The following is a 13155-nucleotide window of genomic DNA, read 5'->3' on the forward strand; positions in this document are numbered from 1 at the left end:
GCACCTTCACGGCCGTTGAGCACATCGTTGCCAGCACCGCCGATGATGATGTTGTCCAGCGTGTTACCCACACCGGTGAAGTTGCCGACGCCGTTATAAGTCAGGTTTTCGACGTTGGAGGTCAGGATGTAGCCGGCCAGCGTGGTACGCACAGTATCCGTACCGGCCCCCGCAGACTCACTCACCAGATCCCCAGCGTTATCCACCAGGTAGGTATCGTTGCCGAGACCACCCGCCAGGCGGTCGGCACCTTCACGGCCATTGAGCACATCGTTGCCAGCGCCGCCGATGATGATGTTGTCCAGCGTGTTACCCACGCCGGTGAAGTTGCCCACCCCGTTATAAGTCAGGTTTTCGACGTTGGAGGTCAGGATGTAGCCGGCCAGCGTGGTACGCACAGTATCCGTACCGGCCCCCGCAGACTCACTCACCAGATCCCCAGCGTTATCCACCAGGTAGGTATCGTTGCCGAGACCACCCGCCAGGCGGTCGGCACCTTCACGGCCATTGAGCACATCGTTGCCAGCGCCGCCGATGATGATGTTGTCCAGCGTGTTACCCACGCCGGTGAAGTTGCCCACCCCGTTATAAGTCAGGTTTTCGACGTTGGAGGTCAGGATGTAGCCGGACAGCGTGGTACGCACGGTATCCGTACCGGCCCCCGCAGACTCACTCACCAGATCCCCAGCGTTATCCACCATGTAGGTATCGTTGCCGAGACCACCCACCAGGCGGTCTGCACCTTCACGGCCGTTGAGCACATCGTTGCCAGCACCGCCGATGATGATGTTGTCCAGCGTGTTACCCACACCGGTGAAGTTGCCGACGCCGTTATACAGCGTGGTACGCACGGTATCCGTACCGGCCCCCGCAGACTCACTCACCAGATCCCCAGCGTTATCCACCATGTAGGTATCGTTGCCGAGACCACCCACCAGGCGGTCGGCACCTTCACGGCCGTTGAGCACATCGTTGCCAGTGCCACCGATGATGATGTTGTCCAGCGTGTTACCCACACCGGTGAAGTTGCCGACGCCGTTATAGGTCAGGTTTTCGACGTTGGAGGTCAGGATGTAGCCGGAATTTTCGACGTTGGAGGTCAGGATGTAGCCGGCCAGGCTGGTCTGCACCAGATCAACACCGCCGTTAAGGGCTTCGCTCACCGTATCGCCGACGTTGTCGACCACAAAAGTGTCGTTGCCAGCACCGCCGGTCATGGCATCCGCGCCAAGCCCGCCGTTGAGGATGTCGTTACCAAGCCCGCCGTCGAGAACGTCGTTACCAAGGCCGCCAAACAGCTGGTCGGCACCGTCCAGGCCCGAGATCACGTCATTGCCTGCGCTCCCGATCAGGATATCGGCACCGTTGGTGCCGACCAACGTCAACCCTGGTACTGCAGCAGTCGCCGCCGAGGTGAGTGTCTCCACGGTGCCGAAGGCATCGGTGTAGCGCACGATCACCTGCAACTGCTGGGCTCCCTGGTTGAGGCCTGGGGTGAAGGTGGCCGCAGTGGCGCCAACGATGTCGGTGAAGACGCCACCCGTACCTTGCTGCCACTGGAAGCTGAACGCACCCAGCCCGTCAATGTCGGCAATACTGCCGGTCAGTGCCGTCAGCGTCTGCCCGATGTCTGGCGTGGTGTCGCTGATGAGCAGCGCACCGGTCGGTGCATCGTTGACGTTGGCCACCGGGTCGAGGATGTCGGAGGCGATGCTTTCCTGCACGCCAAAGTCATCCACGTAGCTCACCACCACCCGCATGTTCTGCCCTACTTGCGCCTGGGTCAGGACAAAGGTGCTGCTGATGGCGCCAACAATGTTGACCCAGCCCACACCCCGGTTGGACTGCCACTGGAAGGTGAACTGCGGGTTGCTCAGGCCGTCGGCATCGACGATGGTTGCCGGGTTGGCGGTGAGCGTCTGGTTCTGCACCAGCAGCCCGGTCACGGTCGGCCCGGCACTCGGCGCGCTGTTCGCCGACGAATCGACGATTTCCAGCGTGCCCTTGGCGTCCTGATACACCGCCCGTACGCGGATACTCAGGCCAGCCACATCGTCCGTGACCCGGTAGGTGGCGCCCGTCGCCCGCTGGGCCTCGCCTGCAGCGACAAAGGTGATGTCTTCATAGACACCCGAACCCGGCAGGGTCTCGACTTGCCAGTAATAGGCCACAGGGCCGTTGACCGCACCGGTCGTGTTGGTCGCGCTGACGTTGTCCGCATCATGTACTGCCAGCGGGGTAACACGCAGCAGCTGGCCGCTGACCGGTGTGTCGTCACGCAGCCCGGTGGCAGCGTCTAGGATCGCCAGGTGCCCCGTAGGGCCAGCGTTGACGGCAGTACCCACGCCGGAGGCCTGGGAGCGGTCAGAGAACTGCAACCGCTCGATACCGGTCAGGCGGTCGACACCATCACGCCCGGCCACCAGGTCGGTGACGATCACCGCATTGCCATCGACCACCACGCTGTAGTCGGTGGCTACCCCCGAGAACACTGCCGTGTCGTAGTTGTCGGTACCGTTGAGGATCTCCCGCACAATCACCAGCTGGCCTGGGTTGTAGGTGCCGTTGAGCATCAGCGGCACCATCGGCTCCATGCTGTCGTAGCTGGCGATTTCCGGGCCAGTGCCATCGAGGTTGGCGCGCACGCTGATGCGCACGTTCAGCCACTTGTCACCGTCGAGGATGTCGTCACCGCCACGGCCTTCGATCAGGTCGCTGCCGCTGCCGCCGAGGATGATGTTGCCGCCATCGTAGAACGTTGCCCCGGCAGCCAGCAGGCTGGACAGGCCGTTGATCAGGTTGATGTTGGTCAGCACGCTGCCGGTAGCGCCAGCGGTGGGTAGCGAAGTGGCATCTTCGTTGTCACCACGCAGGAAGTCGCCATGGGCCGAGCCCGACAGGCCTTCCATGATGTCGAAGCGCACCAGCGCCGAAGCGCCAGAGCCCGGAACTGGCGGCACATCGAAGAAGCGGTCGGTGTAGTCGACGGTCACGCCCTGGGCCAGGCCCTTGAAGGTTGCCCAGTCGTAGCCCGAACCGCCGATGTAGCGGTCGCCAAAGCCCAGGCTGCCGACCATGATGTCGTCGCCGCCTTCACCGTTGAACTTGTCGTTCTCGTTGCCGCCGATGTACACGTCGTGGCCGATGATGGGGTCGTTGCCGAGCGGGTCGAAGTTGTCGCCAGGCGCACCGTCCGAGGTGCCCTTCTCGATCCAGTCGTCACCTTCGTTACCCATGTCCTGCTCGTTGGCCTTGCTGCCCAGGATAAAGTCGTTGCCCTGGCCGCCAATGGCTTCAGAGGCATCTTCACCGGTGACGATGAAGTCGTTGCCGAAACCGCCGATGATCAGGTTGACGCCATTGCCGCCGTGCAGCACGTCGTTGCCGTCGCCGCCCTGGATGTTGTCGTCACCGCCCATGTCGCTGATGATGTCGTCGCCGGCACCACCGCGCAGCTGGTCGTTGCCGTCACCACCCTCGATACGGTCATTGCCACCATCGCCCCAGACCGTGTCGTCACCTTCGCTGGACACCAGGATGTCGTCACCGTTGGTGCCGCCCAGCACGATGTGCTCGGCGCCGGCATAGCGGATGTAGTTGGTATCCGGGCCAGCCGTCAGCGGGCTGTCGCGGAACACCACCTGCTCGCCGTTTTCACCCAGAGGGTCGACGTTGCCCAGGCCTTCGTTGAATTGCTTGCTCTGGTCGACTTCCAGGTAGAAGCCAGGGTCGGAGAACACCAGGCCCGGCAGGTGGGTGGCCGAGCTGTTGGCCATGATCAGCTTGGCGAACGAGTTGCTTTCCAGCTCGGCGTTCATCGACAGGCCGGAGGTGCGCTCCAGGTAGTAGAAGCGGTCGCCGTCCTGCAGTTTCTCCATCTGGTTTTCAAACACGAAGTTGAAGGTGCTGCCGAGCATGCCGCCGAACGGGGTTTTCTCTTCGGCCAGGCCGCCGATCCACAGGTCGATGGCATCGACACCGGTGATGGTTACCGCCTTCAGGTCATCGGCGGTGCCCAGCACACCATCCTTGCCGGGCAGGGTCACATTCGCCCAGGTACCGCTGCTGTTGAGGAAGTCCAGGCGGTCGGCCGGCGCGCCATCGCCGCCGAACACCAGGGCCATGGCCGCGGCGCGTTTTTCCAGCAGTGTGGTGGCCGCGGTGATGGAGCTGTGGGTGCCATAAGCCGCAATGAAGTTGATCAGCGACTCGGGGTGCTTCAGGTGTTGCACCAGGTCGACCCAGCTGGTGTACGGCTTGAGCTGGGTATCACCGGTTTGCCCGTAGATGTCGCGGCGCAGGGCGTTCAGCGAAGGGATGCCAACGTCGCGGCCACGGGCGATGTTGATCGCCGGCAGGTCCAGTGGCAGGCCAAGCAGGTTGTTGCGCAGCGCCTCGGTGACGAACTCGTCGATTTCGTTGCCACCCTGGCGGGTGACCCCGCGTACGATGGCGCTGGTGGCATCCTCGGGGGTAACGCCACTGGCGGCATAGGCCAACGGGTTGAGGAACGCCGCGATCAGGCCCAGTTGCTGGTCAGGGTTGGCGCTGGCCGGGTCCTTGATGACGTTGAAGTCGATGTCGTAGCGATCGACAGTCTCGGTCAGCATCGAGTGGCCGAAGCGGTACACCGTGTGGGCGAACTCGGCCACGATCGACGCATCGAGGTCGACGTCGTACACCTGGGTCGGGGCAAAGAACAGGTCGACCCGTGGTTGCACGGTACGGGCGAACTCCTCGAACACCAGGTGCTGGTACTGCATCTCGGTACCGAACTTGGCCGCCTGGAACAACCGCTCGCCGTTCCATACCAATGCGCCGATCTCGGCCGGGGTAACCGGCAATGCGGTTACCGGGTTGAGCAGCCATTCGTTGAGGAAGGCCAGGTCGTGCGAGTCGAGCACGGTGTCCATGGTCTGCGCCACCAGCCGGTTGTGCTCGGAGTGGAAGATCGCATGCACGGCTGTCAGGCCGATGTTCTCGTTGACCCGACCGTCGCCGGCGACGTAATGCGCGTCCAGCAGTTCGTTGTCGTAGGCCAGGTTGGCACCGGTCTGTGGGTTGACCGGCACCGCGTTGCCGGCAACGTTGTCGGCATCCGGCGCCAGCACCCCAGCGCTGAACACGGGTGCCGCGTTATGGGCAATGTCGGCGAGGAACTGGTGCCCCGTGCGCACGGCGTTGGTCAGGTCGAGCGGTGCCAGCGGGTTGCCTTCGACCTGTTGGTCATCGGCAGTGCCGGCAATGCCGTCGAGGCCCTTCATCACCACCATCGGGTAGCCGTTCGGCCCCTTGATGAAGTTGCCGTAAGCATCGGTGGCCAGCAGCGGCACGTTGTCGACGTCGGCATCGGTCAGGTTGATGCCGAGCACGTCGCGGGCCTGGGCCTTGAGCACTTTCCAGGTCGCCATGCCGCCGATTTCGCTGTCGTCGCCAGTGCCGAACTTGCCATCGGCGCCCAGGTCACGGTTGGTGATCAACCGGCCAGTGGCCACGGGGCCGTCGTCGGTCAACATGTAGGCACGCAGGAACACCTGGTGCGAGGGGTGCGAGCTGTAGGTCTGGTTCTGGTCCACGAACGGCGTGGTGGTGTTGGTGTGTTCGTGGATGTCGTCGGCGTTGCCGAGGATGCCGTCCGGCCCTGGCAGGTTGGTGGCACGGGTCACCACCATGAAGTTGGTGAAGCCACCCTCCACGTACAACGGGTCATCGGGTTGCAGCGGGATGTAGATGGTACCCGAGCCACCCTTGGTGACCAGGTCCAGGCCATGGTCGAAGAACTGCCCGAAGAAGGTCATCCAGGCGTTGAACGGCGCGGACAGGCCGGCATCGGCAGCGGTGTTTTCGAACAGGTACACGTCGTGGTCGTCGGTGGTACCGAACTGGCCGTCCATGCCCGGGCTGGCGACGATGCGCACGCCGTCCTTGAGCACGTCGTCGTTGCCAGGTGTGCCGAAGTTGAGCACACCGTCGGCACCTGGGTCATATGCGGTGGCATAGGCTGCCGGGTTGTTGGAGGTCTGGTCGACGATCAGGTTGCTGATGGTGCGCGGCTGCGAGTCGAACACCGGGCCGCTGGTCTGCTGGTACGACGAGCCAGGGATGGCCGGCGAGCCAGGGCCGAAGAAGCCGGCCGGGGCACCTTGTGCGGGGTTGAACACCGGGTCGGTCAGGCGCGGGAACACGTTGTCGGCAGCACCGAACTGGGTGTTGTTGATGCCGTTGAGGTTCATCAGGTTGTTGTTCGAGCCGTCCACCGCCCGCAGGCCCAAAGGCGCGCGGATGTTGGGGATCAGCGACAGGATGTCCTGCCCGGCGGCATCGGCCTCGGCGATCTTGATCTGGTCGAGGATGAAGTTGAGGTCGGAGCGCACCATGTGCAGCCCCTCGCCCCCTGCCGTGGCATCCACCACCGGGGTGGCTGGCGTCGGCACCACGGGGGCACCCGCCGCCACCACCGCGGTTGGCGCGGAGTAGAGTATTTCGGTGGTGCCATGGGCGTCCTGGTAGATGGCCTTGACCCGCAGGCTCAGCCCGGCCAGGTCTGGCGACACCTTGAACGAGGTGCCGTCGGCGCTCTGGAACGCCAGGTCACCGGCCGGCAGCAGGATGATGTCCTCGAACACACCGCTGCCCGGGTCGGACTCGAACTGCCAGTAGTACGACACTGCACGGTCAGCCAGCGTGCCTGCCGGGTTGCCCGCGCTGATATTGTCGGCGTCGAGCACCCCGGCCACGCTCACCGTCAGCATATCGCCCACAGTGATCGCACCGCCGTTGCCATCGGTCACGGTCGGGCTGCCAGTGGGCTGCGCGTTCACGCCTGTCACCAGCACGCGCTGGCTGTCGGAGAACTGCAGGCGTTCGATATGCAACAGCGTATCGACGCCATCGCGGCCGTCCACGGTATCGGTCACCGTCCACACGTCATCCGCAACATCGGCCGTGCCTTTGGTGTTCTGGGTTATCACGTACTCGCTCTGCAATCCCGAATACACGGCAGTGTCAAAGGCCGCGCCGCCCGTGGAGGTGCCGGGCAGGATTTCCCGCACGGCTTTCAGCTGGCCTGGGTTGTAGGTACGGTCGAGCATGAACGGGATCATGTCGACCATGCTGTCGAAGCTGGCGATCTCGGGCCCGGTGTGGTTGACATCGCCCGGGGCGTACACGGCGATGCGCACGTTCAGCCACTTGTCGCCGTCGATCAGGTCATCGCCGCCACGGCCTTCGATCAGGTCGCTGCCATTGCCACCGAGCATGATATTGCCGGTGGCAAAACCCGTGGTCGGCAACCCGGCATCCGCCAGGAACTGCTGCAGCCCACGGATCAGCGCCACGTTGGTCAATGCACTGCCGGTGGTGCCGCCATGGTTGAGGATGGTCACGGCATCGACGTCATCGCCCTTGAGCACATCGGCGTAGTTTGAACCGGACACCCCTTCGACCTCGGCAAAGCGGTCGAGGATACTGGCCGGCGAGGCGCCAACCGGGTTGAACACGCCGGCGTTCTGGTTCGGTGCGTTGCCATGGGGCTGGGCCAGCGCTGCCAGGCTCAGGTCAACGGTGACGCCGACCTTGTCGTTCTTGTTGGTGATCCAGTCGAAACCGGACATGCCGTCCATCTTGTCCTGGGCATCGCTGCCGACAAAGATGTCGTCGCCGCCCTCGCCGATCATTTCGTCAAAACCAGCACCACCGACGAAGATGTCGTTGCCGATCACGTCGTCACCCAGCAGCGGCGCAAAATTGTCGCCAGGCGCACCGTCCTGAGTACCCTTCTCGATCCAGTCATCGCCCTCGTTGCCGGTAGGCGGCAGGTTGGTCTTGGCGCCGAGGATGAAGTCATCGCCCTGGCCACCGAAGGTGGTGGAAATGTCCTCGGTGGTGATGATGAAGTCCTGGCCGTCGCCCCCCAGGATCAGGTTGCCGGCCGCCAGCATGCTGCCGGCGACGATCACGTCATTACCGGCGTTACCTTCCAGGCGGTTGTCGCCGAACGAGTCGGTGATGATGTCGTCGCCTGCACCACCCAGCACCGCGTCGTTGCCGGCGCCGCCTTCGAGCACGTCATCGCCGGCATCGCCGTAAAGGGTATCGTCGCCATCGCCCGAGATGATGATGTCGTTGCCGGCAGTGCCGCCCAACACCACATGGTCCTCACCGGTGTAGTGCAGGTAGTTGGCGTCTGGGCCCACGGTATCGGGGTTGTTGCGAATCACCAGCGGTACCATTTCAACGCCGCGTATTTCGAGGCCGCCGGTTGGGTCGGCCTTGCCGTCGGCACCCAGCCCGGTGAACTGGTTGGCCTGGTTCACTTCCAGAGTGAAGGTGGGCGTAAGGAACACGGTGTTGGACAGGTGGGTGACGTCGGAGTTGGCCATGATCAGCTTGGCAAAGGAGTTGTTCTCCAGTTCCGTACCAAAGTTCATGCCCGCCGTGCGCGACAGGTAGTAGAAGCGGTCGCCGTCCTGCAGCGCTTCCAGCTGGGTCTCGAAGACGAAGTTGAAGCTGGAGCCGAGCATGCCGCCGAAGGGCATTTTCTTCTCGGCCAGGCCGCCGACCCAGAAGTCGATGGCATCCACCCCGGTCACGGTCACGCCGGTAATGTCGTCGGCCGTGCCGGCAATGCCGTCTTTGCCGGCCAGCGTCACGTTGGCATAGGCGCCGGTGCCATTGAGGAAGTCCAGGCGGTCGAGCGGTGAGCCGCTGCCGCCAAGCACCAGTGCCACTGCGGCGGCGCGTTTGTCCGCTTCGGTAGTGGCCCCGGTAATGGTGGAGTGAGTGCCGTAGGCGGCGATGAAGTTGATCAGCGATGCCGGGTGCTTGAGGTGGTCGGCAAAGTCGGCCCAGCTGATGTAGGGCTTGAGCTGGCTGTCGCCCGTTGCGGCGTAGAACTCGCGGCGCGCCTCGTTCAGGCTGGGGATACCGGTATCACGACCCCGGGCGATGTTCAGCGCGGGCAGGTCCAGCGGCAGGCCGAGCAGGTTGTTGCGCAGGGCTTCGGTGACGAACTCGTCGATTTCGTTGCCCACCTGGCGGGTAACGCCGCGGATGATCGCGCCGGCCGCTTCGTCGGCGGTGGCACCGCTGCCCGCGAACGCCAGCGGGTTGAGGAAGGCGGCAATCAGGCCCAGTTGCTGGTCAGGGTTGTCGGGGTCGGCCGACACCGGGTTGAACGCCGGGTCGAAGCGGTCGACGGTTTCGGTCAGCATCGAGTGGCCGAAGCGGTACACCACATGGGCAAACTCGGCGAGGATGGCCGGGTTGATCGAGGTGTCGTAGCCGTTGGGGGCCAGGAACTCGTCGATCTGTGGCTGGATGGTGCGGGCGAACTCTTCGAACACCAGGTGCTGGTACTGCATTTCGGTGCCGAACTTGGCCGCCTGGAACAGCCGCTCGCCGTCCCACACCAGCGCGGCGATGCCGGCAGGCGTGGTAGGGATGGCGGTGACGTCGTCGATGAGCCATTCGTTGAGGAACGCCAGGTCGCCTGCGGCCAGCAGGGTGTCCTTGGTTTGCTGCACCAGGCGGTTGTGCTCGGAGTGGAACACATGGTGCACGGCGGTCAGGCCGATGTTTTCGTTTACCCGGCCGTCACCAGCGATGTAGTGGGCGTCGAGCAACTCGTTGTCGTAGGTCAGGTTGTTGCCACCCGGGCCCACAGGCTGAGCGTTGCCAACGGCAATGTCGGTGTCGGCCTGCAACACGCCGCCAACCACCACCGGCGCGGCGTTATGGGCGATGTCGTCCAAAAAGCCATGCCCGGTGCCCACGGCATTGGCCAGGCTGATGGGTGCTGCGCGGTTGCCTTCGACCAGCGTAGTGCCGTCGTCGGCGGTGCCGGCAATGCCGTCGGCGCCGTTGTTCACGCGCATGACCACCTGCGGCATGCCGTTGGGCCCACGCAGGAAGTTGCCGTAGGCATCGGTGGCCAGCAGCGGCACGCTGTGCACGTCGGCGTCGGTCAGGTTGATACCCAGCAGGTCACGGGCCTGGGCCTTGACCACCGCCCAGGTGGCCATGCCGCCGTTTTCGCTGTTGCCATCGTCGGCGGTGCCGAACGTGCCGTCCGCGCCAAGATCGCGGTTGGTGATCAGCCGGCCTGTGGCCACCGGGTCGCCTGCGCCGTCGAGCGTGTACTCGCGCAGGAATACCTGGTGCGAGGGGTGCGAGCTGTAGGTCTGGCTCTGGTCCACGAACGGCGAGGTGGTGTTGGGCTGGCTATCGTCGGCCGTGCCCACCACGCCATCGGCACCGGCGGTGCGCACGGCGCGTGACAGCACCATGAAGTTGGTCGGGCTGCCGGCCACGTACAGCGGGTCGTCCGGGCGCAGCGGGATGAACACGATGTCGGTGCTGCTCTTGGTGACCAGGTCCAGGCCATGGTCGAAGAACTGCCCGAAGAAGGTCATCCAGGCGTTGAAGCCCGCCGTCAGGCCCGCGTCCGGCGAGACGTTGGGGATGAAGAACACCGGCTTGTCGTCGGCGGTGCCGAACACCCCATCGATACCAGGGCTTATCACCGGGGCGGCGCCGCCATTGGCTTCGACCGCCGCCGGGTTGTTGGCGGTCTGGTCGACGATCAGGTTGCTGATGGTGCGCGGTTGCGAATCGACGACGTTGCCGGTGCCCACGTAGTTGGCACGGTACGTGGCATCGAGCAGGCGCAGGAACGAATTATCGGCAGCGCCGAACTCGCTCTGCCCGGCCACCAGGTTGTTGAAGCTGCCGTCGACAGTGCGCAGGCCGAACGGTACCTGGCTGTTAGGCAGCAGGTCGCTCAGGCTGGCGCCGTCAGCATGGGCTTCGGCGATGAAGATTTGTTTAAGAATGAATTCCAGGTCCGACTTGCTGAAATTGGCCATTGCAATTGCCCTCGATCTTTCGGGAGAAATCACAGGGCAACAGGGTCCTTCCCGCGCCCAGTCAGTGTTGACGTGCGCAGTATCTGGTTCGTGGTTCTGGGCTCAGTGGCGCAAAGTTTTTGTGCTGGCGCCTTGGCCTCATTGCTGGCAATCCGGCACCCACCGTTCCGGGAGGGGGCCCTGTTAATCGTGCGAAACAGGTGTAACGCACGTGTATCGACCCCAGCTTGCACAGGGCCCGAATACTTCAGACTAAAGTCGTAGAGGAAAAGCTTGTCAATATCCCGTCAAAAAAATCGTTCGACGATGGGAATGCGATGCAACTAGCTGTTTTGTTAGCACTTATGAAAAGTTCAAAGATTTCATAGAGCAAAATGATATTACTGAATATTTCGTTGCAACCTACGCTCCTGCATGTGGGAGCAAGCAGCGTTATTGGGCTATTCGCCATAAGAGCGACCCGCCTGCGAGCCGACCAAGAAGCCACAACTACCGTTGTACGGGGCGCCGCAAGGGCTTCCCGACTTGTAATGAAGGGAGGCCTCCGATGCCCAAGCCACCACGCACCCGCTCCGAGCTGGCCGACGTGTTGTTTCGCCTGCGCCGCAGCTTTTACGCCTTGGCCGCCTTCAGCGGCGTGATAAACGTCATGATGTTGACGCCAGCTATTTATATGCTGCAGGTGTATGACCGCGCCCTGGTCAGCCGTAACATCACCACCCTGGGCATGCTCACCGTGCTGGTAGTCGGGTTGTTCCTGCTGATGTCAGCGCTGGAAATGACCCGTACCCGCGTGCTGATCCGGGTCGGCAACTGCCTGGACATGGAGCTCAACCGACGCATCTTCAGCGCCGCCTTCGAGCGCAACCTGAGCCGCGCCGGCGGCAACCCGGCCCAGGCGCTGCAAGACCTGGCGCAGGTGCGGCAGTTTCTGACCGGCAACGGCCTGTTCGCCTTCTTCGATGCCCCCTGGACGCCCATCTACCTGGTGGTCTGCTACCTGATCCACCCCTGGCTCGGGCTGGTCACGACCATCGGCTCGTTGACCCTGGTGGGCCTGGCCTACCTCACTGAAAAGGCCACGCAAAAACCACTGGCAGAAGCCAACCAGGCGTCAATGTCGTCGGCCAGCTACGCCAACAACAACCTGCGCAACGCCGAAGTGATCGAGGCCATGGGCATGCTGCCGTCAATCGGCAAGCGCTGGTACCAGGGCCACTTGCGCATTCTGCAGATGCAGACCCTGGCCTCCGACCGCGCGGCGCTTATCAGCAGCACCGGGCGCTTCGTGCGCATCACCTTGCAGTCGGTGATCCTGGGGACCGGCGCACTGCTGGCGATCGAAGGCAAGATCACCCCCGGCATGATGATCGCCTGCTCGATCCTGACTGGCCGGGCCCTGGGCCCGGTGGAACAGGTGATCGCCTCATGGAAGCAGCTGCTGGGCTGCCGTCTGGCCTGGGGCCGGCTCAACGACCTGCTGCAGGACTACCCGCAACGGCCACCGAGCATGTCGCTGCAACGGCCGATGGGCATGCTGGCGGTGGAAAACGTGATTGCCGGCGCACCCGGCACCAATACCAGCATCGTGCGCGGGGTGAGCTTCAGCCTGGTCCCGGGTGAGAGCCTGGGCATCATCGGCCCTTCGGCCTCGGGCAAGTCCACCCTCGCCCGCCTGCTGGTGGGTGTGTGGCCGGCCCAGGCGGGCAAGGTGCGCCTGGACGGGGCCGACATCTTTACCTGGAACAAGGCCGAACTGGGCCCGTGGCTGGGCTACCTGCCGCAGGACGTGGAACTGTTCGAGGGCACCATCGCCGAAAACATCGCGCGCTTTGCCGAAGTGGACAGCGATGCGGTGATCCGCGCCGCCCGCAGCAGCGGCGTGCACGAGATGATCCTGCACTTCCCGCAGGGCTACGACACCCGCCTGGCCGCCGACGGCACCCCGCTGTCCGGCGGCCAGAAGCAACGCATCGCCCTGGCCCGCGCGCTGTACGGCGAGCCCAACCTGGTGGTACTGGACGAGCCCAACGCCAACCTCGATGACGTCGGCGAGAAGGCCTTGGTCGATGCGCTGGCCGAGCTGAAAACGCGCGGCGCCACGGTGATCCTGATTTCCCACCGGCCCAATGTGCTATGCGCCGTAGACAAGATACTGATGCTGCGCGACGGCACCGTGCACATGCTCGGCAGCCGTGACGAAGTGTTCGCGGCGCTGCGCAAGGCCAGCGTGATTCCAGCGGCCAATGCGGCACCGCTGGCTTCGGTAAAAGTACGGGAGTAACCGATC

The 13155-nt window shown here is 63.8% G+C and carries 2 protein-coding genes; one reads left to right on the forward strand and one right to left on the reverse strand.

The features are described from left to right. Window positions 1-10865: peroxidase family protein (locus tag AK81_RS17840; RefSeq protein ID WP_050491908.1), on the reverse strand; the 10865-nt coding region annotated here is incomplete at its 3' end. A 547-nt stretch (window positions 10866-11412) separates the two neighbouring features. On the opposite strand from AK81_RS17840, the gene AK81_RS17845 reads away from it, so the two are divergent. Beyond that, window positions 11413-13149 carry a type I secretion system permease/ATPase gene (locus AK81_RS17845; protein ID WP_043200877.1) on the forward strand — a complete coding sequence of 579 codons (1737 nt, stop codon included), beginning with the start codon at window positions 11413-11415 and terminating at the stop codon, window positions 13147-13149. Window positions 13150-13155 lie beyond the last annotated feature (6 nt).

Source organism: Pseudomonas putida W15Oct28, assembly GCF_000708715.2.
Taxonomy (GTDB): Bacteria; Pseudomonadota; Gammaproteobacteria; order Pseudomonadales; family Pseudomonadaceae; genus Aquipseudomonas; species Aquipseudomonas putida_R.